This window comes from Streptomyces dryopteridis, from assembly GCF_049606955.1.
GTDB lineage: Bacteria > Actinomycetota > Actinomycetes > Streptomycetales > Streptomycetaceae > Streptomyces.
The window spans coordinates 862292-886476 of record NZ_CP187114.1 but is presented as its reverse complement, the minus strand read 5'-3'; the positions used below and the strand labels follow the sequence as shown (position 1 = coordinate 886476).

The window sequence follows — 24185 nt, the reverse complement described above, 5'->3', positions numbered from 1 at the left end:
GACCGCCTCCTCGCTCGGTGCCGGACGTGGTCTCCGCCCTCGTCTACCCGCTCGCGCGTGTCCCATGACCCGGAACGGGCAGACGGACGGACCGGAGCCCCGGACCCGGGGCCGGCCCGACGACGGAAGGCGGCCCGTGATGAGCCACGACCCCCGACCCCGCACCACCCCCTCCGGCGCACCCGGCGAGGAGGGGGACCCCGAGGCCCGGCGCGAGGCGGACCGCGCCGTGCGCCGCCCCGGCCGGCCCGCGCGCCGCACGGACGAGGACGACGACGCCGCGCGCCGCGACGAGAACCCCGAGGACACGTCGAGCGAGGACCGCGGCTAGCCGGCCCCGCTCCGGCGGCGCGGTCGTGCGACATGGTGGGGGCGGGGTGGGGTAGGCGCTCGGCGTGGACACGCCGCCGTTCGAGGCCGAGGACTCCCGACCCGGGGTCCCGGGACGCGCGGACCCGCCCCGACCGCGGGCCTCCGCGCGCCTGGGGCGGTACGAGAGCGTCGAGGAGCGGGCCGACCGGCAGTGGGGCGAACTGCTCCAGGAGCTGCGGGTGGCCCAGACCGGCGTGCAGATCCTGTTCGGTTTCCTCCTCGCCGTGGTCTTCCAGCCCCGGTTCGTCGACCTCGGTCCGGCGGACCGGGCCATCTACGTCGTGACCCTGGTGCTGGGCGCGGCCACCGTCGGCTCCCTGGTGGGGCCGGTGGCCTTCCACCGGCTCGTCGCCGGGCGCCGCATCAAACCGGAGGCGGTGACCTGGGCCTCCCGCATGACGGCCGTGGGCCTGGTGCTGCTGTTCTGCACGACGGTGGCCGCGGTGCTGCTGATCCTGCGGCTGGTGCTCTCGGACGCGCTCGCGCTGTGGATCGTCTGCGGGGTGGTCCTGTGGTTCGGCCTGTGGTGGGTCGCGATCCCGTTGTGGGCCCGGCGCAGCAGCGAACGCCGGCGGGCCGAGGCCGTCGCCCCGGGCGCGGATGTTCCGCGTCCGACCCGGGCAGACGGGGAGCGCGGGACGAACCCGTCCCGAGGACGAAGGGAGGCGAGCGGACCGTGACCACACACGCGGCGGCCCCCACCCGGGCCACCGAACCCGCGTCGATCGAAGGGGGTGCGCCGTGTCCGACACCGGCCCCGGCCCCGCCGCGGGATCCGGACCCGATTCGGGCCCGGGCCTGACCGCGCGCGAACGCGATCTCCTCGCCGTGATCGAGGAGGAACTGTCCCGGGCCGACCCCGGCCTGCACCGCGCGCTGCGCCGGATGCGCCGCAAGCGCCGTCGGGCGGCGGCCCTGGTGTCCTTCGGGGCGCCCGCCTCCGTGCTGCTGCTCGTGACCGCCGTGGTGCGCGGCACCCTCGGGTACGTCCTCGCGTTCGGCGTGGTGTGGGCCACGACCGTGGTGTGCGCCACGCTGCTGGTCTTCCGTTGGTGTCGCGAGAGCGCCGCCCGCGAACGGGAACGCGATCGTGACCGTGATCGTGGCCGACGCCCGCCCGAGAGCTGAGCGGGACGGCCGAAACGTCCGCTTCGGGCTCGTCCGGAGGGCTCGGGGCGGTCCGAATTCGAGATTGGGGGGTCGGGATCGGGCACCCCCCGGGCAACGGGCCCCCGGAGGGTGCTACCGTTCGTTCCGGGGGATGCTCTCCGCCGTGCTCGACGCCCCTTGAGCCGGTGACGCGACGCCCCCCTCGGGCCCGAAACACACCGCCACCCGCCCGGCGGTTCGGGCCTCGCAGCGCCCCCGGCCCCGTGCCCACCACACGGCCCCGGGGGCGCACCCCTTTCCGGACCCGGTCGGCACGTTGCGGGAAACGGGGCACATCCTCTGCGCTGAACGGGTTGGGCCCGGCCACGCCGCCGGCGGCGCCCGCCGGCGGGACGTGGTCGGCTCGCTAGCTTCCCCGTGTTGCCTGACACCCGTGGTGTGCGTGAGGAGCATGTGGTGCGAGTGCCGTACGAGAGCCCGGGCGACTCCCCGGCCCGACCCCCCGCCCAGCCCGCCGAACCCGACCGACCCGCCGAACCCGCGGCGTCCGACGTGCCCGTGCCCGTGGGCGAGGCGCGCCGGCGGCGGCCCGGGATCCGGGGCGCGTTGACCGGCGCGGCCCTCGCCCTCGCGCTGGGCGCCGTCACCCTCACCGGTCTCGGACTCGCCGACCCCTTCCCCGCGCCCGCCCCCGGCACGGCCCCCTTCGTCACCACCGCCCTCGCCGCCGCCCTGCCCCGGGGCGCGGCGCTCGACGAGGACGACCCGACCCGTCCGGCCCGGGGCCAGGGCACGAACATCCTGGTGATCGGCACCGACGACCGCTCCACCACCACCGCCAAGGAGATGGACCGCTACCACCTCGGCGGCTCCGCCTGTCACTGCTCGGACGTGCTGTTCGTGCTGCACGTCTCCGCCGACCGCACCCGCACGAGCGTCGTCGCCCTGCCCCGGGACTCCGCCGCCGACATCCCCGCCCACCGGGACCCCGTCACCGGGGAGCGGCGCTCGGGCCGGCGCGGGAAGATCAACGCGGCCCTCGCCCTCGGCGGCCCCGAGCTCACGGTCCGCACGGTCGAGCGGGCCACCGGGCTGCGCGTCGACCACTGGGTCCACGTGGACTTCCGCCGGTTCATGGACACCGTCGACGCGGTCGACAAGGTGCCCGTCTGTCTCGAACGCCCGATGCACGACAAGGCGACGATGCTCGAACTGTCGGCGGGGACGCACCGGTTGCGGGGCGGTCCGTCGCTCCAGTACGTGCGCTCCCGCAAGGTGCCGGGGGAGACCTCCGCCGATCTCAACCGGATCCAGCGGCAGCACCGCTTCCTCGTCGGCACCCTGCTCCGGCTGCGCGAGGAACCCGCCCTGCGGACCCTGCCCCGCCTGACCGCGCTGGCCCGCACCCTGCTGTCGGCCACCACCGTGGACCAGGGCTTCACCCCCGGGGACCTCGGGGCCCTCACCCGGGACCTGGCCCGACTCGGCCCGGCCGACACCGAGTTCGCGATCGTCCCGCTCGACGGCTTCGACGGCGGGAACCGGTCCAACCTGGCCTGGGACGAGGAACGCGCCCCCGAGGTCTTCGACCGCCTCGTCCACGACCGCGCCCTCACCCCGACCGGCTCCACCGCCCGACAGCCCCAGTCCCCGCCGTTCTACGGCTACACCCCGATCCGCGGCTCCGCCCTCGCCTGCGACTGACACCCACCGTGCCGGCGGGTCCGGGTCGAGCCCTACGATGTCCGCTGATCTTCGGACGTCCTCGGGGGAGACACGACGCCATGACCAGCCCACACGTGCCGCGTCCGCGCGGCCCGCGCCCGCCGCACCACCCACCGCACCACCGCCCGGCCCGCCCGGCGCGCGATCACGTGCCCTGGCTCGGGCCGCCCGCGTCGCGCGCCGGCCGTGGGTGCTTGGTCGCGTTCGCCCGCGCCCCCTACGAGGCGGCCCGCCGGCTCACCGCGCCCACCCGCGCGAACCGGGTCGAGGACCCCGCCGTGCGCGGCGCGCAACTGGCCCGCACGATCGTCGGCACCGCCGCCACCGTCTGGCTGTACCTGTCCTATCCCGTGGTCGACGAGGACAACGGGCTGGTGGAGAACAAGTTCGCCGACGCCATCGCCTCGGCGCTCGGCATGTCGGCGCTCGCGCCGCTCGGCATCGGCCTGTTCCTGCTCGCCGCCCGCCCCGGCAGCCGGGCGGCGCTCAAGCCCCGGCTGCGCGGACCCGCCGCCGCCCTCGGCTGCGTGCTCGGCCTGATCCTGCTCCTGCTGACGCTCCCGCTGGTCGAGCGGCTCGGCTCCGGCTCCGGGGCCATGGCGGCCACGCTCGTGCTCGGGCCGGTCACGCTGTTCGCCGCCGTCACCCTGTTCTGCGCGGTCGTGCTCTGCGTGCACCACGCGTTCCGCGCCGGGGACGTGCACGAGGTGTTGCCGCCGCTGATCCTGCCCGTCCTGTCCTGGGCCACGAGCCTCTTCCAGCTCTTCCAGGACGCGCCCGTCGCCGCCCCCGGCGCCGTGCGCGCCGCGTACCTGTTGGGGCCGCCGTTGACCGTCACCGCCCTGTCCTGGTGGGAGCTGCGGAGGCTGCGCCTGCGGCACCGGCTGACGGTCCGTTCGGCCCTGGGCCGGGCCCCGGCGCCGGCGGGGTCGGCAGGTTCCACCGGACCCGCCCCGGGGGCGCGGCCGCGCGTGCCCGGTCAGTGAGGGGGCGCGGGCGGGGCCGTCGCGTGCAGCCAGGCGGTGAGCGCCGCGTGCAGTTCGAGGGCCGAGGCCCGGTCCAGTCCCGCGTCCCGCGCGTGCGGGTGGAAGCGGACGGCCTCGCGGGTCACGGTCCACGGCACCGGGGGCCGGGCCGCGCCCGGGGTGATGGCCCGGGACCGGGCCAGTCGTACGATCAGCTCGCGCACGGCCGGTGACACGGGCGGCCGGGGCGCCCGCGCGCCGCGCGGCTCCTCGACGGCCGGCAGCCCCAGGGCGCCCCGGAAGGCGCGGATGGCCCGGTCCAGATCGGCCGCCGAACCGCCCCCGGTGCCCGGGGCCAGGCCCACGAACCCCTCCAGCAGCGCCCGGTGCGGCAGCGGGCCCCGGTCGGGTCCGGTCAACGGGCCCTCGTCCACGTCCACCTCGACGGTCGCCGGCGGGATCAGGGCGCGCCCGAAGCCCTCGGCGGTGTACTCGGCGTGCGCGGCCCGCAGCCGGCCGGTGAGGGCGCCCACCGGGTGACCGGCCGGCCCGTGCGCCGGGAGCGCCCCGGAGCCCCGCGCGCCCCGGGCCACCTCGGGCCGGGCCAGCACGGGCGGTTCGCCGTACGCGCCGGCCGCCCGGTACAGCACCCCGGACCCGGAGAGCAGCACGGTGACCTGCCTCCCCCGGGTGTCGCTCCCCAGTCGAAAGCCCACCAGCATCGTCGTCACAAGGCCCTCCCCGCACAGACGTCACGTCGATCCGGCCCGTCGCGCCCACCGTAGCCGGCCGGGCCCGACCCGTGACGCACGTTGCGCCGAATCCACCCCGTGGCGCCCGACGGTGCGTCATGCTTGCCCCGGCACCGGCCCGGAGGATGTCCGATTCGGCACAATGATGCACATGTGTCACTACTGCGGTTGCCGTGAGATCCCCCTGATCAAGGAATTCATCGCCGAGCACGAGAAGGTCACCGACCTCGCCGGGGACGCCGTGCGCGCCCTGGACGCCGGGGACCCCGCGACGGCCGGCGCCCTGGTCGCCCGGATGACCACCGAACTCCTCTCCCACTGGGAGGGCGAGGAACGCGGCCTGTTCCGGGTGATGGAGGAGGACCCCGAGTACGCCGAGTACATCGCCGCCCTCGTCGCCGAACACCGCGAACTCGCCGCCTTCCTCGCCCGCGCCGACCTCGCCGACCCGGCCGACGCGGCCCGGTTCCGCGAGGCCGCCGACGAACTGCACCGACACATCGCGAAGGAGGAGGACGGGCTCTTCCCCGCCTCCCTGACCGCGCTGACCGGCGAGGAATGGGATCTGTCGATCGACGCGTGGAAGTCCGCGCACCCGAACCGGGGGCTGCGCGCGGCCGGCTGAGATCCCGGGACGCGGACCGGCGGGGCCCGATGGGCCCGCGCGATCGCGTGCGTCGGACCCCCGGCGCGGGGTCCAACGCCGGGGTTTCGGTAATCACGACTTAAAGAGACTGGGGGGACGCCGCCCCCCGAGTGTGAGGACCCCGTCATGTCCGACCAGCAGCCGTACCAGCCCTACGGTCAGCCCCAGCAGCCGCAGCAGCCCCAGCCGTACGGGCAGCCCCAGCAGCAGCCCTACGGCCAGGCCCCGTACGGGCAGCAGCCCGGCCAGATGCAGCCCTACGGCGCGAGCCCCTACGGCCAGTCCGCCGCGCAGACCCCGCCGGCCCCCGAGGTCTCGGACAAGTCCAAGGTCGTCGCCGGCGTCCTCCAGTTCTTCCTCGGCTGCTTCGGCGCCGGCCGTTTCTACACCGGCCACACCGGCATGGCCATCGCGCAGCTCCTGACCTGCGGCGGTGTCGGCGTGTGGGCGCTCGTCGACTCGATCATGTTCTTCGTCAGCAACGACCGCACCGACGCCAAGGGCCGTCCGCTGCGTGGCTGACCCGGCACCGGAGCGGCCGCACCGGCCGCTCCGCCCGTCGGCCCCGCCCGAGGCCGGGCGTGCGCCGCGCCGACACCGGATCGCCCTCGCCGCGCTCACCGTGCTCGCGGCGGCCGGGCTCTGGTACACGGCCCGTCACGACCCCGGCGCCCCCGGCACCCTCTTCCCGCCCTGCCCCTGGCACGCCGTCACCGGACTGGACTGCCCCGCCTGCGGCGGCACCCGCATGGTCCGCGCCCTGCTGTACGGAGACCTCGACGCCGCCGCGCGCGCCAACCCCGCGCTGCTCGCCGTCTCCCCCCTGGCCCTGGCCGCGTGCCTGCGCCTGCTGTGGACCACCGGGGTGCGCGGTCGCCCCTGGCGGCCGCCCCTGGGACCGCGCGGGCCCGCCCTCGTGCTCACCCTCGCGGTCGGCTGGACCGTCCTGCGCAACCTGCGCTGAGCTCGGCCCCGGGCGCCCCGGGCCCCAGGTCCGCGCGCAGCCGCGCGCCCACGTGCCGGATCAGCGCGGCCAGGTCCGCGCAGTGCACGCTGGGATTGGCGAACCCGGACGCCGGCCGGTAGCGCGTCGCGTACGGCCCGCCCCCGCACACCCGGTGCAGCGGGCAGGCCCGGCACGCCGGCGCCAGCCCCTCCGCGCCCCACTGCCGGGCCGCGATCCCCGGATGGCGCACCAACTCGTCGAACGAGTGCCGCCACACGTCCATCCCGGTGCCCGCCGCCCCCTCGTACGCGATCCGCAGCGAATCGTCCTGCCCCAGGGACCCGTCCGTCTCCACCACCGCGTACCGCACGGGCGCCAGCCCCAGCGTCTCGGTGCCCGCTCCCGCCCCCAGCAGCAGCGCCATCAGGTCCTCCAACAACCGCACCCGCGTCTCGCGCACGGGCGCCCCGTACCAGCGTTCGAAGACCGCGATCAGCCAGTCCGCGTACGGGGTCCGCCGGCCCGCGGGATCGCCGCCGGGCGGCGGCCGGTGCCAGGTCCCCAGCGGCAGCAGCAGGTCCACGACGGGCGGCCGGTGCGCGAGCAGGTCCTCGTACACCCGCACCGGGTCGTTGCGCAGGTCGATCGTGCACAACAGGCCCGCGAACAGCGCCCGGTACGGCGCGGCCGACAACAACCCGAGCCCGGCCGCCACCCGCGCGTGACTGCCCCGCCCGTCCGCCCCGCGCCGCCGCCGGTCGTGCGCCACCCGCCCGCCGTCCAGGCTCACCCCGACCCGCACGCCGAGCTCCCCGCACCGGTCCAGGATCCGGGCCGTCAGCCGGGTGCCGTTGGTCTGGAGCACGGGCCGCAGCCGCACCCCCGGGCCCAGCGCACCGCGCACCGCGCCGACCACCCCGGCCAGCGCGTCCTCCCCCGCGAGCAGCGGCTCCCCGCCGTGCAGCACGAGCCCGACCTCCGTCAGACCGTGGGCCCCGGCGTGCTCGGCGATCCGCTCGGCCGCGCGGGCCGCCGTCCCCGGGGCCATCACCCGGGGCTGGGCCCGCCAACCGGAGTCCTCGGCGCGGTACACGTAGCAGTGGCTGCACGCCAGATCGCACCGGCTGTGCACCTTGAGGACGAAGGAGTGCAGCGGCACCGGCCGCCACCCGGCCGCCTCCCGCGCGGCGAGGTCCGGGGCCGCCGGCCACACCGGTCCGGTCGGACGCAAGGGCGGTCGGCTCATCGGCTCCCCCGGGGGCACGCGCGCGCGGCCCCGGTCCGGGCACCACTGCGCCCATGCTGGCCGGCCCCGCCCCGGGGCGTCAACATCACGAACCGGCCATCCCCGCGAGGACGCGGGGGCCGGTCAGGGGGTGGGGGTGTCGGATTCCGTGATCATGCGGGCCACGTGGAGGGCGAGGTAGGAGACCTCGTCCTCGCTCAGGCGCTGGTTCAGGCGCAGCTCCACGATGGTCGCGAGCTGTTGCGCGGTGCGCGTGGCCTCCGGGTAGTGCCGGCGGATGCCCTTGCCGATCGTGGACTCGTGGCCGGTGAGCTGCCGGTGCTGCTGGATGCGGACGAAGAGGTAGCGGACGTGGGTGATGAACCGCGCCGCGTTCATCGACTCCTGGGAGACGTCCACCCCGTGCCGCTCGCGGACCACGGCCAGCATCTGCTGGATGACCCCGGTCATCGTGTACGTGAACGACAGGTCGCCCGAGGCGAAGCCCGCGTTGACCAGGTGCAGGGCCAGCGCGATGGCCTCGGAGGGCTCCAGTCGGGGGTCCACCCGGCGGTTGACCGAGTCCAGCAGGGCGCGGGCCCGCCCGTACTCCTCGGGGTACAGGGTCTGCACCTCGGCGCGCAGCGGGTACTCGACGACGATGCCCCGCCGGGCCCGGTCCAGGGCGCCCGCGACGTGGTCGGCGACGGCGATGGCCAGGGTGGGGCGGGTGGACTCGCGGCCCTCGATGCCGACCTCGGCCAGGGCGATCACGACGGCCCGCAGGACCTCCTCGTCGATGAGGGCGAGGACCTCGCTGAGGTGGTCGGGGTCGCGGCCGTCGGCCGGGACGAAGACGCGCACGATCAGCGCCGGGTCGATGGGCTTGCCCTGGCGGGAGCCGAAGCCGATGCCGCGCCCCGTGAGGATGACCTCGCGGCCGTCGTCGTCGCGGGCGAGGACCACGTTGTTGTTGAGGACGCGCAGCGCCTTCACCGTTCGTCCTCTCTCCCGCTCATGATCGGAATCCTAGCTGATCGCTTCGCGCCATTCGTCTGCTCTGCCCCTCTTTGTTCCCGCCGATCGGCGCGGGCACGCACCCCCGGGTGGGGGCGCGTGCCCGCGCCGATCACGATGGGTTCCCGCCGTCAGCGTCGGACGGTCACCACGGGGGCGCCGGCGGCGACCTCCGCCCCGATGTGCGGCTCGACCGAGCCGAGCTCCGCGGTGTTGGTGACGGTCATGAGGGTGACGGTCGGGTGCTTCGCGGCGCGCACCGCGTCGAGGTCCACCTCGACGAGGAGGTCGCCCGCGGCGACCTTCCGGCCGGCCGCGACGCGCACGTCGAAGCCCTCGCCCTCCATCTGCACGGTGTCGATGCCCACGTGCACCAGGACCTCGACCCCGTCGGCGGTGCGGATCCCGAAGGCGTGACCGGTGTCGGCCACGGTGACCAGTTCGCCGTCCGCGGGGGCCAGGATCCGGCCGTCGGTCGGCTCGATGCCCACGCCCTCGCCCAGCGCCCGGGAGGCGAAGACCGGGTCCCCGACCTCGTCGAGGCCGACGACGGTGCCCGCGACCGGGGCCACGAGGTCCAGGGCGGGGCCGGCCGCGCCGGTCGCGGCGGCGGTGGTGCCCGCGTTCCCGGTCGTGGTCGTGGTCGTGGTCGCGGTGGCCGCGCCGACGGTCACGAGCTCGCGCTCGGCGGCCTCGGCGGCGTCGCGCTCGGCGTTGACCTGGGCGCGCTCCTCCGGGGTGAGGTAGTCGGAGAAGTACACCAGCGCCATCGAGACGAAGAAGGCCGCGGTGATCGCGATGCCGTAGCTCGCCATGGGGGAGAAGACCGGGATGGTCAGCAGCGAGGTGAACGCGAAGACCTTGGTGTCCACGCCGCCCAGCACGCCGACGATCACGCCGCCGACGAGGCAGCCGACCAGCATGCGCGGGTAGATCCGCTTGAAGCGCAGGTGGATGCCGTACAAGGAGGGCTCGGAGATGCCGCCGAACAGGCCGGCCGCCAGGGCGCCGGTCGCGGTCTGGCGCATGGTCTTCTCACGGTGCCGCAGCGAGAGCAGCAGCACGCCGGCGGTGGCGCCGAAGCAGGCGAAGTTCCACGCGCCCATCGGGCCCTGGATGAAGTCGAAGCCGATGGTGTTGATGTTCTGGAGCATCAGCGCGTTCAGCGGCCAGTGCAGACCCAGCGGCACGAGGAAGGGGTACAGCAGCGGGATGATGATCGCGAACACGATCGGCGCGTTGCCGTTCAGCCACGACAGGCCCTGACCGAGGCCGTTGCCGGCCCAGATGCCCATGGGGCCGATGAGGAAGGCGGTGATCGGGATCATGATCAGCATGCTGAAGAAGGGCACGAAGACCAGCTGCACGTTCTCCGGGAAGATCCGCTGGAGACCCTTGTAGACCAGCGCGAGCACGGCCACCATCAGCAGCGGCACGAAGACCTGGCCGCCGTAGTCGTTGAGCTGCATCGGCAGCCCGAAGACGTGCGCGACGCACTCCTGGGTGCCCAGGGTGGCGTTGGTGGAGCAGGTGACGCCGGGGATCTTGCCGTCCCCGCCGAGCATTCCGGTGAAGTTCGGGGTCATCACGGCGGCCATCACGGTCGCGCCGACCCAGGGGTCGATCTTCAGCTTCTTGGCGGCGTTGTACGCGACCATGATCGGCAGGAAGTACAGCACCGAGCGCCACATGGCGTCCACGAACACCCAGGTCGCGGACTTGTCGGCGGCCCGGAAGTCGATGATGTTCAGCGCGTCGAGCACCGAGGCGATCGCGATGATCAGCGAGGCGCCGAGCAGCACGCCCATCAGCGGGCGGAAGGAGTCCGAGAGGTACTCGAAGAAGTTGTCCAGCCACGAGAACCGGCCCCGGCTCTTGTTCCGGATCTCGGCCTTGACCTCGGCGTCCGACTTCGGACGGGCGGCGCCGCCGGCGCGCATCGAGGGCAGGTTCATGATGGTGGCGTGGAGGCCCGCGACGGCCCCGCCGATCACGATCTGGAAGCGGTCGCCGGACTGCGGCACCGTGCCCATGACGCCCTTGAGCGCGTCCAGCGCCGCCCGGTCGACCTTCTCGCCGTCGTGCAGCTGGAAACGCAGGCGCGTCGCGCAGTGCGTGAGGCTCTCGATGTTCTCCGGTCCGCCTACGCCGCGGAGGATCTGCTCCGCGAGCGTGTCGGGCCCCGCTGTGGGTGTGTTCATGATGCGTCCTTGCATCGTCGGCTCTTGCCGTGTCCGGGCAACAAAAAAGGCCCGGGGAGCGCACGCGGCGCCACCCAGGCCTTGCCTCCCCTCGAACGGAACGCCTCCGTGACGTCGCACGGGGCGACGACGATGACGTCCTCGGGGAGTAACAATCCTGCGATCGAGATCGATCAATCGCCACTGTAGCACCGCGATAAGGACGCGAGAACCCTCGTGATCTGCGACGAAGCCCACACCGCCGGCGCACCGGGGCGCACGACCGCACGCGACCGTGCCCCCGTGATCCCCCCGAGGGCCGCCGGCCGCCGGTGTCCGGATCCGACCGTCGCGGAATGGTCAAGCGGGGGAAAAGGCATGGTTGACGATCATCTGGGCACGGTCGGAGACTTCTCGGGTCGAATCCCCGCCGAACAGTCGAACGGCAGCACGACAGAACAGTCGGACCCGCACCCCCCACGCGCACGAGAGCACGAGCACCCCACGACGGTCCCGGCCGGCGGCCCCTCCGCCCGCGCCGGCGCCCGCGTCGGACCCCACCCCCCGTTTCCTCGAAACCGTGATGTGGAGTACCCATGGGCACCACCGCTCCTCCCCTCTCCCAGCCGCACTTACGCGGTCGGACCCCGCACCTCGCCCAACTCGGCGCCGAACTCGGGGAGGTGGCCGGGTCGCGCCGGGCCAAGGTCCTCCTGATCGAGGCCGCGCCCGGCGCGGGCAAGTCCCGACTGCTGCGGGAGGCCGGGCTGCTGGCCGGCCGGGCCGGGTTCGCCGTGCTCGGCCCGGGCACGGGCGACGGGCCGCGCCCGCCCGCCGGGTCCGCGGCCCGCGCGCTCGGGGAGGCGGTCCGCGCCCGCGTCGTGGAGGACCCCGCGACCCCGCCCCGGCCCCTGCTCGTCCTCGTGGACGATCTGCACCTGGCCGACGGGGCCGCCCTGATCGAACTCGGCGACCTCGCCGCCCGCCTCGGCGACCGGCCGGTGCTCTGGCTGTCCGCCTTCACCACCGACCGCGACCGGGAGCACGACCGGGACCGGAGCGGCGGGAGGGAACCCGTCCGCGCCTTCCTCGGCACCCTGCGCGGCAGATTGCCGGTGGAGTTCCTGCGGGACCTGGGCCCGCTGCCCGAGGAGGCCCTCGCCGAACTCGTCGCCGACTGCGCCGGCGCCCGCCCCACCCCCGAGCTGCTGGCGCTCGCCGACGGGGTGAACACCACCCCGCGCGCGGTGATCGACCTGACCCGGGGCCTGGTCGCGGACGGCGAGGTGCGGATCGCGGACGGACTGGCCCGGCTGCGCCCCGACCCCCCGCCGGACACCGGCGGCCGGTCGGGATCCGGCCTGCGCGTGCCCGCCCGGGTGCCGCACCGCTTCTCCGCCATGGTCCGCCGGGACCTGGACAGCCTGTCGGAGCCCACCCTGAAGGCGCTGCGGCTGGCCGCCGTGCTCGGCTCCCCGTTCGCCCCCGAGGACCTGTCGGCCCTGCTCGGGGAGGCGCCCGTCGGGCTGCTGTCGGCGGTGGACGAGGCCGTGCGGCGGGGGCTGTTGGTCTGCGGGGACCACGAACTGGACTTCCGCAGCGAACCGGTGTGGCGGGTGCTGCTGGACACCGTGCCCGCGCCCGTGCGCACCCTGCTGCGGCGGCAGGCCGCCGAACTGTACCGGGCCCGCCCCGACGGGCTGGAACGGGCCGCCCTGCAACTGGCGCAGATCGCCCGGCCCGGCGACACCCAGGCCCTGGAGGTGATCGCCGAGGCCGCCGGCCGGCTCCTCCTCACCGACCCGCCGACCGCGGCCGCGCTGGCCGCCCGGGGCATGGAGCTGCTGGAACCCGGCCGCGCCGAGCGGATCCGGCTGGCCCGGACGGCCGTGGCGGCGCTGACCCGGGCCGGGGACCTGGACCGGGCGGTGGTCCTGGCCCGCGACACCCTCGCCGAGACCCCCGCCGAGCCGGGCGACCTCGCCGACCCCGACACCACCGACACCACCGACACCGGCCCCGTCGACACCGCCGCCCTGCGCGCCGCGCTCTCCACCGCCCTGCTGCTGCGCGGCGACTCCCGACCGGCCCAGCGCGCCGCCCGCGAGGCCCTGGCCCACGCCCCCGGCGAGGTCCGCGACCGCGACGCCGTCGTCACCCACCTCGCCGCCTCCTACCTCAACGGCGACCGGGGCGCCGGGGACCGGGTCCGGGGCATCCTCGGCGCCGTCGGCCGCGAGGCGCACGCCGTCCGCGCCGGCGCCCTCGCCTTCCACGCCTTCGGCCAGTGGCGGGCCGGCCGGGTCGGCGACTCGGTGGCCACCCTCCGCGAGGCCGTCGCCCTCGGCCGCGCGGGCACCGCCGGACACCTGGTGGACCCGCGCTGGTTCCTCGCCCTCGCCCTCACCCGCACCGAGGAGTTCGAGGAGGCCGCGCACGTCATCGACGGTTGCGCCCGCTCCGCGGGTCCGGGGACACGGAGCGTGGCCGGCGCGGTGCCCGGCGTGCTGCGGGCCGGGCTGCTGCTGGCCCGGGGTCGACCGGCCGAGGCCGAGGAGGCGGCCCGGGGCGCCCTCGACGCGGACGGGCCCCGGGTGCCCATGCTCGCCCCGCAGGTGTGGCTGGTCCTGGCGCACGCGGCCCTGCGGCGGGGCGCGCCGGCGGAGGCGGGGGAGCACCTGCGGGTGCTGGAACGGGACTTCCCCGGGCACGCGGCCAGTCCGTGGGCGGCCTCCCGGCTGCTGCTCGACGCGCAGGTGGCGCAGGCCCAGGGGCGTGCGCGGGAGGTGGCCGAGGCCCTGCGGGAGACGGTGGGATCACCGGAGGTGCTGCGGGAGCTGCTGGTGGAGGATCCGACGGCGGCCGGCTGGTGCGTGCGCTCCGCGCTGGCCGCCGAACTGCCGGGACCGGCCCGGACGGTGGTGGAGGCGGCGGAACGGCTCGCGGAGGCGAACCGGGGGGTGGCCTCGGTCGGGGCCGCCGCCGGGCACGCCCGGGCGCTGCTGGACCGGGACCCGGAGGCGTTGGCGCGGGCGGCGCGCGGCTACCGGGGGCCGTGGGCGCGGGCGGTGGCCGACGAGGACCTCGCCGAGCTCTTGGCGGCCGGCGGCGGGGCCGGGGCGGAGGGCGCGATCGCCGCGCTGGACCGGGCGATGGCGGCGTACGCGGCGCTGGGCGCGGAGCGGGACGAGGCCCGGGTGCGGGCCCGGCTGCGGGGGCTGGGGGTGCGGCGCCGGCACTGGACGCGGACCGAGCGGGCGGCCACCGGCTGGGAGAGCCTGACGAAGACCGAGCGGCGGGTGGCCGAACTGGTCGCGGCGGGGTTGACGAACAAGCAGGCCGCGCGGCACCTGTTCGTCTCCCCGCACACGGTGGGTTTCCATCTGCGGCAGATCTACCGCAAGTTGGGGATCGGCTCGCGGACGGCGCTGGTGCGGATCGCCGCCGGCTGAGCCCGGTGGGGCGGCCCGGTCAGGGAGCCCGGTCGGTGAGGGGCTCCCACCAGGCGCGGTGCTCCCGGTACCAGGCGACGGTGTCGGCGAGCCCGTCCGCGAAGGGGATCCGGGGGGCCCAGCCCAGGGCCCGCAGGCGGCTGTCGTCGAGGGAGTAGCGGCGGTCGTGGGCCTTGCGGTCGGGGACCGCCGTGACCCGCTCGGGGCCGGCGTCGAGGGCGGCCAGGAGGCGGTCGGTGAGTTCGCGGTTGGTGAGTTCGGCGGTGCCGGCCACGTGGTGGACCTCGCCGGGCGTGCCGCGTTCGGCGACCAGGCGCACGGCCCGGCAGTGGTCGTCCACGTGGATCCAGTCGCGGACGTTGCCGCCGTCCCCGTACAGCGGCACGTCCAGGCCGTCGAGGAGGCGGGTGACGAAGAGCGGGATCACCTTCTCCGGGTACTGGTGGGGGCCGTAGTTGTTGCCGCAGCGGGTGACGCTGACGGGCAGTCCGTGGGTGCGGGCGAAGGCCAGGGCGATCAGGTCCCCGCCGGCCTTGGACGCGGCGTAGGGGGAGTTGGGGTCCAGGGGCGCGGTCTCGTCCCAGGAGCCCTCGGCGATGCTGCCGTAGACCTCGTCGGTGGAGACCTGCACGATCCGGGGGGTGCCGGCGTCCAGGCAGGCGGCCATGAGGGTCTGCACGCCGAGGACGTTGCTGCGGACGAAGGCGGCGGAGCCGGCGATGGAGCGGTCCACGTGGGACTCGGCGGCGAAGTTGACGACGAGGTCGTGGCCGGGGACGACCTCGGCGAGCAGGTCGGCGTCGCACAGGTCGCCGTGCACGAAGCGGATCCGGTCGCGGACCGGGGCGAGGTTGGCGGGGTTGCCGGCGTAGGTGAGGGCGTCGAGCACCGTGATCTCGTCGGTGTCGGCGTAGGCGCGCGCGAAGTGGGAGCCGATGAACCCGGCGCCGCCGGTGACGAGGATCCTCATCCGCCGACCTCCACGGTGCTGTGGTCGCCGAGGACCAGGCGGTGGGAGCGCAGGGCGCCGGGGGTGGAGCGGACCCGGACGTGCCGGCCGATGAGCGAGCGGGAGATCCGGCGGACCCCGGTGATGGCGGCCCCGCGCAGCAGGATGGAGTACTCGACCTCGCTGTCGACGAGGACGCAGTCGCGGTCCAGGGAGGTGAAGGGGCCCACGTAGGAGCCGTGGACGCGGGCGCCGGCGGCGATGACGGCGGGGCCCACGATCCGGGAGTCGGTGACCCGGGCGCCGGCCTCCACGACGACCCGGCCGACGAGTTCGCTGCCGTGCACCTCGCCCTCGCAGCGGGCCTCGACCCCGTCGAGGACGAGGCGGTTGACCTCCAGCATGTCGGCGACGTCGCCGGTGTCCTTCCAGTACCCGGTGACCGTGCCGGCCTCGACCCGGGCGCCGGAGTCGATCAGTTCCTGGATGGCGTCGGTGATCTCCAGTTCGCCGCGGGCGGAGGGTTTGATACGGCTCACCGCCTCGTGCACGCGGGGTCCGAACAGGTACACCCCGACCAGGGCATGGTCGCTCCGGGGGTGGGCCGGTTTCTCCTCCAGGCGGACGGGTCGGCCGGCCGCGTCGAGTTCGACCACGCCGAAGGCGCGCGGGTCGGAGACCCGGGTCAGCAGGATCCGGGCGTCGGGGCGGCTCGCGCGGAACGCGGCCACGGCCTCGTCGATGCCGCCGACGATGAAGTTGTCGCCGAGGTACATGACGAAATCGTCCTCGCCGAGCCAGTCGCGGGCCACGGCGACGGCGTGCGCGAGCCCGAGCGGGGCCTCCTGCCGCAGGTAGGTGACCGCCAGGCCGAAGCGGGAGCCGTCGCCGACCGCCGCCTCGATCTCGGCGGCGGTGTCGCCGACGATCACGCCGACCTCGCGGATCCCGGCGCGGGCCAGGGACTCCAGGCCGTAGAAGAGCACCGGCTTGTTGGCGACGGGCACGAGCTGTTTGGCCGAGGTGTGGGTGATCGGCCGCAGCCGGGAGCCTGAGCCGCCGGCGAGCACGAGGGCCTTCAGGGGCGGGCCGGGATCCGGGGCGGGTGCCGCGGCCGAGGGTGTGGCCGGGGGTGTGGCCGGGGCGTTCGGGTGCATCATCGTCCCATCATCGGTGTGCGGTCCGGACGGTCCCGGCCGGGCCTGGCGGTCGGCCGAGGGCGTGGGGTCAGCCGAGGACGGCGGGCAGTCGGCTCATGCGGCGGATCATCCACTCCGATTCCCAGCCGGGGTCCCGGGTGTCGGCCAGGCGGGCGGCGGGGAAGCGGCGCAGGAGGCCGGACAGGGCGATCCGGCCCTCCAGCCGGGCCAGGGAGGCGCCGATGCAGTAGTGCGGGCCGAGGCCGAACGAGAGCTGGCCGAGGCCGGCGCCCGCCGGGTCGAAGCAGTCGGCGTCCTCGCCCTCCACCCGGTTCGCGGCGGCGAGGCTGACCTGCACGGGGGCGCCGGCCGGGATCAGGTAGCCGCCCAGGTTCAGGTCCTCCAGCGCGAACCGCCAGGTGGGGTGCGGGAACGGGGGGTGCACCCGCAGGGTCTCCTCGATCCAGTCGGCGATCTCCTCCTCGGTGCGCGGGCGCAGCTCCGGCGGCCGGCGCAGGGCCTCGTAGAGGGAGGTGGAGATGAGGCTGCCGGTGGTCTCGTAGCCGGTGATGATCATGGCGAGGGTCCAGACGACGACCTCGCCGTCGGTGACCTTCGCGTCCGGGCCCTCGGAGGAGTCCAACAGGCCGGTGATCACGCCCTCGTAGAGCCCCTCGGGGTGCGCGACCCAGTCGTTGACCGCCCCGTACAGGGCGCCGACGGCCTCGGTGCGGGCCGGGTAGTCGTCCGAGTAGAGGATCACGTCGGTGATGGCGCGCAGCCGGCGCTCGGCGTCGGGCGGCAGGCCGAGCATCTCGGAGATGAACGCGAGCGGCACCCGGTTGGTGTACGCCACGACCAGGTCCACCTCCGGGTCCTCGCCGGTGCGGGCCTTGTCGAGCTCGTCGAGGAAGCCCTCGACCTTGACGGCCACCCGCTCGCCCCAGCGTTCGGTGTTGCGGGGGCTGAGCACCGAGGCGTGCAGCCGGCGGATCCGGGCGTGGTGCTCCCCGTCGCTCATGATCATGGTGCGGGCGTAGTCGGGGTCGGGTTGGGAGCCCAGCATCAGGCCGGGCCGGCGCATCCAGTCCGGGACCAGGGTGACGTCCTTGGCGAGCAGCGGGTGGGTGAGGGCCTCGCGCACGAGCTCCCGGTCGCACACCACCCACGCGTGGGCGTCGAGGTAGGGGATGCGGACCACGGGCGCGACCCGGGCCGCCGCCAGCAGGGCGGGCATCACGTCGTACGGGCCGGGGTCCACGGGCATCGTGGTCACGGGCGGCAGCACGGGGCAGCCGGGGGCGGCGGGGGGCGGGGTGGGCCGGGTGGGGTTCACCGGTGGGCTCCTTGATCGGGGACGCGGCCGGCGGCGCCGGCCAGGGATTCGACGAGTTCGGCGGCGCGCCGCGCGGGATCGCCCGCCCGATGGGCGCGGGCCAGCTCCCGGGCCCGCTCCGCGTAGCGCGGCCCGCGCAGCACACGGGTGACGGCGGCGCGCACGGCGGCCGGGGTCAGGGCCCGGTCGGGGAGGACCACGCCGACGCCGGCGTGGGCGACGCGGGCGGCCACGTCCGGGTTCTCCTCGGTGCCCGGGACCACCACCAGCGGCACCCCGTGGGCCAGGGCCGCGTTGACGCCGTTGTAGCCGCCGTTGGTGACCATCAGGTCCACGTGCGGCAGCAGGTGCGGGTAGGGCACGAAGCGTTCCATGCGCACGTTCGCGGGCAGCGGGCGCAGCCGGTCCACGTCCAGGTCCCCGCCGGTGGTGAGGACCACCAGCACGTCGAGCCCGGCCAGGGCCCGGACGGCCGGCTCCAGCATCCGGGCCACGTCGTTGGCGGTGGTGCCCTGGGTCAGCAACACCACCGGCCGGCCCTCCGTCAACTCCGGCCACCACGCGGGTGGTTCGAACTCGGGGGCGGGCGGGGCGAACAGTCCGCCGACGAAGTGCGTGCCCGGGTGCGGGTCGCGGCGCGGGAACTCGAACGCGGGCACCGTGCCCATCAGGTACAGGTCGGGGCGGCGGGCGATGTGCTCCATGGCCGGGCCGCGCAGCCGGGGCAGGCCGACCGAGGCCCGCACCCGGTCGGCCTCGACGGCCAGGTCCCGCAGCAGCACCCGGTCGCCGAGCAGCCGCAGCCAGGCGTCCCGGGCCCGACCGGCCCGCGAGGTGCCCGGGGACAGGCCCCGGCCGAGCGGCGGGGTGTCCCGACTGCCCAGGATGTAGATCGAGTTGTTGACCCAGGCGATCGGCAGCGCGGCGCGCTCGGCGGCCAGGCAGGCGCCGTAACACATGTCGTCGGCGAGCACGCAGTCCGCCGGGAACTCCTCCAACACGCCGAGCAGTTCCCGCATCTGACGGGGCGCCGGCCGGTAGAAGATGTCCCGGATCCCGACCTTGAAGCTGGCCAGACCGCGCAGCCCGGCGTGCTCGGGGTGGGCCTCCTCCCGGCTCCGGCCGCCGAAGTCCAGCTCCGGGGCCATCGGCAGGAACCGGGCCCCGGTCCCCTCCACCCGCTCCCGGAAGTACCGGCCGGTGTACCAGCGCACCTCGTGGCCCCGGGCGGTCAGGGCGCGCGACACCTCCGACACCCCCGCCACGTGCCCGGGCGCCGGGGTGGTCGCGATCAACACTCGTGCCACGGGTCTCCTCCGTCACGTTCGGCCGGCTCGCACACACGGCAGCATCGCCCCGCCGGCCCCGCCCGGGACCCGCCGCCGTCGAAACCCACGCGTTCGCGCGGGATGACACCCCCTCGGCCACCCGTCCCGCCCCGCGCACCGCCCCCGAACCCCCGCGTCGGGGGCGCCGACGAGGGATGTGGGGGCGCCCGTCGCCCCAGCACGATGGCCGACGGGCGAGACACCCGGCGGCCCGCGTCCCAGACACCCGAGGAGAACCCGTGACGGCACCCTGGCAGGAGATCGACGGGCGCGAGGGCGCCGGCGCGCCCAAGCGGGTCACCGTGCTGGGCGCGGGCATGGCCGGGCTGGTGGCCGCCTACGAACTGGAACGGCTCGGGCACCGGGTGGAGGTCCTGGAGGCCGCGCACACCCTCGGCGGTCGCGTCCGCACCCACCGCTTCGCCGGCGCCAACGGGCCCTTCGCGGAGCTTGGCGCGATGCGGATACCCGCCGGCCACCGCCTCACCCTGCACTACACGGCCGAACTCGGACTCCAGGACCACGTGCGCGAGTTCCGCACCCTGTTCTCCGACGACGCCGCCTACCTCACCACCGACACCGGGCACCTGCGGGTCCGCGAGGCCCACGACACCCTCGTCGCCGAGTACGCCGCCAAACTCCCCGACCCCGGCGCGCACCGCCCCGACACCCTGCTGTTCGGGGCCTGGCTGGACGCCTCGATCCGGGCCATCGCCCCGCGCGCCTTCTACGAGGGGCAGCGCGACGACGTGGGGGAGCGGCGGCTGCTGTCGCTGATCGACGGGATCGACCTCACGCCCTACCGGCGCGGCCCCGAGCTGCGGCGGATGGACCTGCACGCCTTCTTCGCCGACCACCCGCGGGTCCGCGCCGCCGGCCCCGGCCGCCTCGAACGCTTCCTCGACGACGTGCTCGACGAGACCGGGTCCACCATCGTGCGGCTGCGCGAGGGCATGGACCACCTGCCGCGCCGGCTGGCCGCCCGGATCCGCGGCCCGATCCACACCGGCCGCGAGGTCACCGGCATCGACGTGCGCGAGGACGAGGTGCTGCTCACCGTGCGGCACGGGGCCCGCACCGCGCTGCACCGCAGCCGGTACGTGGTGTGCACCGTCCCCTTCACGGTGCTGCGCGGGATGCGCCTGGCCGGCTTCGACCGCGACAAGCTCGACATCGTGCACGGCACCCGCTACTGGCCCGCCACCAAGATCGCCCTGCACTGCCGGGAGCCGTTCTGGGAGAAGGACGGCATCGGCGGCGGCGCCTCCTTCACCGGCGGGCACGTGCGCCAGACCTACTACCCGCCCGCCGAGGGCGATCCCGAACTCGGCGCCGTCCTCCTGGCCAGCTACACCATCGGCCCCGACGCCGAGGAACTCGGCCGGCTGACCGAGACCGCCCGCACCGCGCTGGTGCTGCGCGAACTGTCCGCCCTCCACCCCCGGCTGCGCGAACCCGGCATGGTGCTGGGCACGGCCGGCCTGGCCTGGGGCGAACACCGCTGGTCCCGGGGGGCCGCCACGATCCGCTGGGAACAGGACGCCGGACTGCGCGAGGCCGAACGCCGCGAGGCCGCCCGCCCCCAGAAGGGCCTGTTCTTCGCCGGCGAACACTGCTCGACCACCCCCGCCTGGATCGAGGGCGCCATCGAGTCCGCCATCGACGTGGCCCACGAGATCGAGTGGTACGAGCCGCGCGCCGGCCGGGTCTTCGCCGCCGCCCGCGCCGGCCGGACGGGCGGGGCCGCGTGAGCCTCTTCGACCTGCCCCGCCTGCACTTCGCCGGCCTCGCCCTCACCCACCTGCCCACCGGCCCCCGCAACGGCCTCGCCGACCTCGCGACCCACACCGCCCTCACCGCCGACGGCCGGCCCGTGCCCCCGCACCGGCCCGCCGCCGAACACCACGCCCACCTCGACACCCTCGGCCCCCGCCACGACGCGCACGGCCGGCCCGACCCGGACGGGGCCTTCGGCCCGGGGCAGGGCCCCGCGTTCGGCGGCAACGGGCACTTCCGGGTGGACGCCCGCCTCGTCGGCGTGGAACGGACCCCCGGGGAACTCGACACCACCGACCCCGTGATCGGGCGGGCCGCGGACTTCTGGGGCCACTACAACGAGTACCTCGGCACCACCGTCAACCGCGCCCGCGTCTTCGACCTCGACCCGGCCTCCGACCGCACCACCACCCTCATGGTGGGCCGCTTCGGCCTCGGCCGCGCCGGCCGCTCCCACGACACCGGACAACTCCTCGCGGGCGAGGTCACCGGCTTCCAACCACCCCACCGGCACCTCTTCGACCCCCGCCCGCCCGGCGCCGGGGACCCGCCGGTCGGCACCCCGACCCACCGGCCCGTACCGCGTGCCGTGGTGCACCAGTTCACGATCCCCGGCCCCGACCTGACCTGGTACGCCGACCCCGGGGACTCCCCGGCCCTCGCCGCGCTGCGCGCCGCCGCCGAGACCGAGGGCTTCGACGGGCTCGTCGTCCGCTTCGCGCTCCTGGACCCCGAACCCCCCGAGGGCCCCGACGAACCGCTGCGCCGCCGCCTGCTGGGCACCGTCGCCCCCCGGCGGGCCGGGGAGTGCCGCACCCACCCCGCCGGCCGGCCCCTCGTGCCCGCCCCGCACCGCGGCGGAGCCACCGGCCCGCACCCGCTGACCCTCGCCGTCACCGACCGGCACGTCACCCTCGACGCGATCACCACCCGCCCCGAGGACCCCGGGGCCGGCCCGCACGAGCTCGAACTGCGCACCGTCCCCGGGGACCGGCTGCTGGCCCGGATCCCGGCCGGCGCCCTCGCCGACACCGACCGCGACCGGACCGGGGGACTGCTCGTCGTGGACCGGATCCCCGGCGCCGCCGACACCCCCGACGCCGGGGACACCGCCCTGCGCCTGCTCGCCCGCACCCCCGCCGGCCCCCGCCCGGTCCTGATCGAACGCGAGATCGACATCCGGGTCGAGGACCCCTGCCTGATCCTGGAACACCCCGGCAACACCGACGACCCCGCCGACGAGGAGGCCGAGGTCCGCATCAGCACCCTCGTGCGCGGCCGGCCCGCCCCCGTGCGCGGCGTCCTCGTCCGCCAGTACGCCAACCCCCGCGCCCTGCCCCGCGACCCCGTCGCCCGCGCCCCCCGGGCCCGCGCCGCCGACCTGGAGATCGTGCGCACGGCCCCGCCCCCAAGCCCCGACGGCGACGGGCCCTGGTCGGGATCCCTGCGCGTGGACACCGACGCCGACGGGCACGGCGCGTTCCGCGTGCGCGGGGCCCGCCCCGGCACCACGAGCCTGCTGCTCACCCCGCCCGGCGCGCACCACACCGCGCCCGACCCGCACGCCCCCGGCTCCGCCGCCCTCCCGCACGGACCCGCCGACACGCCGGACTCCGGCGCGCACACCGCCCGGCTCGCCGTGCGGATCCTCCCCGACGACCGGCGGCTGCGCGCCGTCGACCCCGGGGACGTGGACTTCGACCTCGTGTGGCGCGAGGTCCTCGCCTGGTACGAGCACCTGTTCTCCTTCATGCGGGCCGAGGTCTTCGCCCTGGAGGACCGCTGCAAGGTCGAGACCTACGCCGCCCTCGTCCGGCAGATGTGCGACCCCCGCAACAAGGCCATGACCTGGTACATGCCGCCCACCCGCGACCTGTCCGCGCCCCGGGCCCGGCTCCTGCTGCACTTCCTGCGCGCCGTGGGCCGCCCCGCCGAGGTCCCGCGCCGGGCCCCCGTCACCGCGCCCCGCCGGCCCGCCGGCACCGTCACCACCCGGGAGGCGCTGCTGGGCCTGCTGCGGCGGGCCGCGACCCTCGAACTGGCCGTCATGGCCCAGTACCTGTACGCGGCCTGGTCCGTGCCCACCCACGGCACCGGCCTGGAGTACGTGCGCTCCGGGCGGTGGACCCCCGAACAGCTCCGGCTGGCCTGCGGGGACGGCGGCGAGACCCGCGACGGGGGCATCCGCGCCACCCTGCTGGGCGTGGCCCGCGAGGAGATGCTCCACTTCCTCCTCGTCAACAACGTCATCACCGCCCTCGGCGAGCCCTTCCACGTCCCCCGCCTCGACTTCGCCCGCCTCGACCACGAACTGCCCGTCCCCCTCGGCTTCGCCCTCGAAGGGCTCGGACCCGGCAGCGTCGACCGCTTCGTGCGGATCGAGGCCCCCGCCGACCTCGCCGACGACGTGTGGCGCGGACCCCGCCCCGCCGCCGACCTCCCGCGCGACGACCGGCACCCCTACGGCTCCCTCGGCGAGCTGTACGCCGAGATCCGCGACGGGCTGCGCCGCGTCCCCGACCTCTTCCTCGTGGACCGCGGGCGCGGCGGCGGCGAACACCACCTGTTCCTGCGCCGCTCCATCAACGCCCGCCACCCCGACTACCAGTTGGAGGTGGACGACCTGTCGAGCGCCCTGTTCGCCATCGACGTGATCGCCGAACAGGGCGAGGGCGGGGTCCTCGACCCGGCCGGCGGGGATCCGGCGGAGGAGTCCCACCACGCCGTGTTCCTGCGGCTCGCCGAACTCCTGCACGCCCCCGCCACCGACCCCGCCCGCCCCGGCGGCCCACGCTGGAGCCCCGCCCACCCCGTGCTCCGCAACCCCACCCTGCGCACCGGCGAACCCGCCCTGGAGACGGTCACCGACCCCGAGGCCCGGGCCGTCATGGAACTCTTCGACCAGGCCCACTTCCTGGCCCTCCAGCTCATGGCCCAGCACTTCGGCGAACGCCCGGACGCGAGCCTGCGCCGCTCCGACCTCATGAACGCCGCCATCGACATGATGACCGGACTCATGCGCCCGCTGGCCGAGGTCCTCGTCACCCTGCCCTCCGGGCGCCGCGGCACCACCGCCGGGCCCTCCTTCGAACTCGCCGAACAGCCCGCGCCCATCGCCCGCCCCGACGTGGCCCGCCGGGCCCTGACCCGCCGCCTGGACCACCTGGCCGCCGCGTGCGCCAAGAACCCCCTGGTGCCCGACCGGGTGGGCGCGATGAGCGCCTTCTGGGCCGACCACTTCCGCCCCTGACACCGAAAGGACCGGTC

19 protein-coding genes are annotated in these 24185 nt (G+C 75.7%); 11 read left to right on the top strand and 8 right to left on the bottom strand.

Annotated elements, in window-relative coordinates:
- Window positions 1-139: 139 nt before the first annotated feature.
- The 5 genes from ACN20G_RS30470 (at window position 140) to ACN20G_RS30450 (ending at window position 4193) form a co-directional block, all read left to right on the top strand.
- Window positions 140-331 carry a hypothetical protein gene (locus tag ACN20G_RS30470; RefSeq protein ID WP_424216461.1) on the top strand — a complete coding sequence of 64 codons (192 nt, stop codon included), beginning with the start codon at window positions 140-142 and terminating at the stop codon, window positions 329-331.
- A 151-nt stretch (window positions 332-482) separates the two neighbouring features.
- Entirely contained in the window at window positions 483-1052 is a 570-nt protein-coding gene (locus tag ACN20G_RS30465) for a DUF6328 family protein (RefSeq protein WP_424217393.1), read from the top strand.
- A 61-nt stretch (window positions 1053-1113) separates the two neighbouring features.
- On the top strand, window positions 1114-1500 hold the full coding sequence (locus ACN20G_RS30460; protein ID WP_424216460.1) for a DUF3742 family protein: 387 nt from the start codon (window positions 1114-1116) through the stop codon (window positions 1498-1500).
- Between the two features lie 438 nt (window positions 1501-1938).
- Window positions 1939-3186 carry an LCP family protein gene (locus tag ACN20G_RS30455; protein WP_424216459.1) on the top strand — a complete coding sequence of 416 codons (1248 nt, stop codon included), beginning with the start codon at window positions 1939-1941 and terminating at the stop codon, window positions 3184-3186.
- A 215-nt stretch (window positions 3187-3401) separates the two neighbouring features.
- The gene (locus ACN20G_RS30450) at window positions 3402-4193 is read left to right on the top strand and encodes a hypothetical protein (RefSeq protein ID WP_424216458.1); all 792 of its coding nucleotides are present in this window, start codon (window positions 3402-3404) and stop codon (window positions 4191-4193) included.
- On the opposite strand, the gene ACN20G_RS30445 is transcribed toward ACN20G_RS30450, so the two are convergent.
- The gene (locus tag ACN20G_RS30445) at window positions 4187-4903 is read right to left on the bottom strand and encodes a hypothetical protein (RefSeq protein ID WP_424216457.1); all 717 of its coding nucleotides are present in this window, start codon (window positions 4901-4903) and stop codon (window positions 4187-4189) included. The genes ACN20G_RS30450 and ACN20G_RS30445 overlap by 7 nt on opposite strands.
- A 172-nt stretch (window positions 4904-5075) precedes the next feature.
- Here ACN20G_RS30445 and ACN20G_RS30440 point away from each other — a divergent pair, with 172 nt between their 5' ends.
- The 3 genes from ACN20G_RS30440 to ACN20G_RS30430 all read left to right on the top strand — a co-directional run bounded on the left by ACN20G_RS30440 (window position 5076) and on the right by ACN20G_RS30430 (window position 6534).
- The gene (locus tag ACN20G_RS30440; RefSeq protein WP_424216456.1) at window positions 5076-5549 is read left to right on the top strand and encodes a hemerythrin domain-containing protein; all 474 of its coding nucleotides are present in this window, start codon (window positions 5076-5078) and stop codon (window positions 5547-5549) included.
- A gap of 147 nt (window positions 5550-5696) precedes the next feature.
- Window positions 5697-6092: a TM2 domain-containing protein gene (locus ACN20G_RS30435; protein ID WP_424216455.1), complete on the top strand. Its 396-nt coding sequence runs from the start codon at window positions 5697-5699 to the stop codon at window positions 6090-6092.
- Complete coding sequence (locus ACN20G_RS30430; RefSeq protein ID WP_424216454.1) at window positions 6085-6534, top strand: DUF2752 domain-containing protein; 450 nt, start codon at window positions 6085-6087, stop codon at window positions 6532-6534. Before ACN20G_RS30435 ends, ACN20G_RS30430 begins: the two co-directional genes overlap by 8 nt.
- Here ACN20G_RS30430 and ACN20G_RS30425 read toward each other — a convergent pair.
- The 3 genes from ACN20G_RS30425 to ACN20G_RS30415 all read right to left on the bottom strand — a co-directional run bounded on the left by ACN20G_RS30425 (window position 6491) and on the right by ACN20G_RS30415 (window position 10959).
- Window positions 6491-7762: an FxsB family cyclophane-forming radical SAM/SPASM peptide maturase gene (locus tag ACN20G_RS30425; protein WP_424216453.1), complete on the bottom strand. Its 1272-nt coding sequence runs from the start codon at window positions 7760-7762 to the stop codon at window positions 6491-6493. The two genes, ACN20G_RS30430 and ACN20G_RS30425, sit on opposite strands and share 44 nt — an antisense overlap.
- Before the next feature lie 123 nt (window positions 7763-7885).
- The gene (locus tag ACN20G_RS30420) at window positions 7886-8737 is read right to left on the bottom strand and encodes a PRD domain-containing protein (protein ID WP_424216452.1); all 852 of its coding nucleotides are present in this window, start codon (window positions 8735-8737) and stop codon (window positions 7886-7888) included.
- A 152-nt stretch (window positions 8738-8889) separates the two neighbouring features.
- Complete coding sequence (locus ACN20G_RS30415; RefSeq protein WP_424216451.1) at window positions 8890-10959, bottom strand: glucose PTS transporter subunit IIA; 2070 nt, start codon at window positions 10957-10959, stop codon at window positions 8890-8892.
- A gap of 575 nt (window positions 10960-11534) precedes the next feature.
- Here ACN20G_RS30415 and ACN20G_RS30410 point away from each other — a divergent pair.
- Window positions 11535-14390, top strand: coding sequence for a LuxR C-terminal-related transcriptional regulator (locus ACN20G_RS30410; protein ID WP_424216450.1), 2856 nt, complete (start codon window positions 11535-11537; stop codon window positions 14388-14390).
- A 19-nt stretch (window positions 14391-14409) separates the two neighbouring features.
- On the opposite strand, the gene rfbB is transcribed toward ACN20G_RS30410, so the two are convergent.
- The 4 genes from rfbB to ACN20G_RS30390 form a co-directional block, all read right to left on the bottom strand.
- Complete coding sequence (rfbB, locus tag ACN20G_RS30405; protein ID WP_424216449.1) at window positions 14410-15360, bottom strand: dTDP-glucose 4,6-dehydratase; 951 nt, start codon at window positions 15358-15360, stop codon at window positions 14410-14412.
- On the bottom strand, window positions 15357-16421 hold the full coding sequence (locus tag ACN20G_RS30400) for a glucose-1-phosphate thymidylyltransferase (protein ID WP_424217392.1): 1065 nt from the start codon (window positions 16419-16421) through the stop codon (window positions 15357-15359). Before ACN20G_RS30400 ends, rfbB begins: the two co-directional genes overlap by 4 nt.
- Window positions 16422-16566: 145 nt before the next feature.
- The gene (locus tag ACN20G_RS30395) at window positions 16567-17745 is read right to left on the bottom strand and encodes a cytochrome P450 (RefSeq protein ID WP_424217391.1); all 1179 of its coding nucleotides are present in this window, start codon (window positions 17743-17745) and stop codon (window positions 16567-16569) included.
- 65 nt (window positions 17746-17810) lie between these two features.
- Complete coding sequence (locus ACN20G_RS30390) at window positions 17811-19121, bottom strand: glycosyltransferase (protein ID WP_424216448.1); 1311 nt, start codon at window positions 19119-19121, stop codon at window positions 17811-17813.
- Window positions 19122-19381: 260 nt separating this feature from the next.
- On the opposite strand from ACN20G_RS30390, the gene ACN20G_RS30385 reads away from it, so the two are divergent.
- Entirely contained in the window at window positions 19382-20893 is a 1512-nt protein-coding gene (locus ACN20G_RS30385) for a flavin monoamine oxidase family protein (protein WP_424216447.1), read from the top strand.
- The gene (locus tag ACN20G_RS30380) at window positions 20890-24168 is read left to right on the top strand and encodes a ferritin-like domain-containing protein (protein ID WP_424216446.1); all 3279 of its coding nucleotides are present in this window, start codon (window positions 20890-20892) and stop codon (window positions 24166-24168) included. Before ACN20G_RS30385 ends, ACN20G_RS30380 begins: the two co-directional genes overlap by 4 nt.
- The last annotated feature ends 17 nt before the right edge of the window (window positions 24169-24185 follow it).

Coding starts and splice junctions, on each gene's coding strand:
- ACN20G_RS30470 (WP_424216461.1), top strand. CDS start 140: ATGAGCCACGACCCCCGACCCCGCACCACCCCCTCCGGCGCACCCGGC.
- ACN20G_RS30440 (WP_424216456.1), top strand. CDS start 5,076: ATGTGTCACTACTGCGGTTGCCGTGAGATCCCCCTGATCAAGGAATTC.
- ACN20G_RS30435 (WP_424216455.1), top strand. CDS start 5,697: ATGTCCGACCAGCAGCCGTACCAGCCCTACGGTCAGCCCCAGCAGCCG.
- ACN20G_RS30425 (WP_424216453.1), bottom strand. CDS start 7,762: ATGAGCCGACCGCCCTTGCGTCCGACCGGACCGGTGTGGCCGGCGGCC.
- ACN20G_RS30415 (WP_424216451.1), bottom strand. CDS start 10,959: ATGAACACACCCACAGCGGGGCCCGACACGCTCGCGGAGCAGATCCTC.
- ACN20G_RS30410 (WP_424216450.1), top strand. CDS start 11,535: ATGGGCACCACCGCTCCTCCCCTCTCCCAGCCGCACTTACGCGGTCGG.
- rfbB (WP_424216449.1), bottom strand. CDS start 15,360: ATGAGGATCCTCGTCACCGGCGGCGCCGGGTTCATCGGCTCCCACTTC.
- ACN20G_RS30395 (WP_424217391.1), bottom strand. CDS start 17,745: ATGCCCGTGGACCCCGGCCCGTACGACGTGATGCCCGCCCTGCTGGCG.